The 522-nt window shown below is 76.8% G+C and carries 1 protein-coding gene; it reads right to left on the minus strand.

What is annotated here, in order from left to right:
• Positions 1–522: VWA domain-containing protein (locus AE652_RS42900; protein WP_049661850.1), on the minus strand; the 522-nt coding region annotated here is incomplete at both ends.

Below are 522 nucleotides of genomic sequence, written 5' to 3' on the forward strand. Positions count from 1 at the left end.
GGCCGTCGGTCACCACGACCAGCAGCGGGCGCCGGCTCGGGTCGCGCAGCCGCTCCACCCGCAGCACCTCGTGGGCGCGCAGCAGGCCGGCGGCCAGCGGGGTCCGCCCGCCGGTGGGCAGCGACTCCAGCCGGGCCGCGCCGACCTCCACCGAGGAGGTGGGCGGCAGTGCCAGCTCGGCGCCCGAGCCCCGGAAGGTGATCATGCCGATCTTGTCGCGGCGCTGGTAGGCGTCCATCAGCAGCGACAGCACCGCACCCTTGACGGCGGTCATCCGCTGCCGGGCGGCCATCGAGCCGGAGGCGTCCACCACGAACAGCACCAGGTTGGACTCCCGTCCCTGGCGCACCTGTTCGCGGAAGTCGTCCTTGTGCACCACCAGTGCCCGCCCGCTGCGCCCGCGCGCGGCCTGGTGCGGAGCGGCGGCCTGGAGGGTCGCGGTCAGGTGCAGCCGGGCGAGCGCGCCCTGCGGGCGGCGGGCGCGGATGGTGTGCCCGCCGGTGGTCTCGGCGGGGGAGCGGC

Origin of the sequence: Kitasatospora sp. MY 5-36, assembly GCF_001182915.1 — a bacterium.
Classification (GTDB): domain Bacteria; phylum Actinomycetota; class Actinomycetes; order Streptomycetales; family Streptomycetaceae; genus Kitasatospora.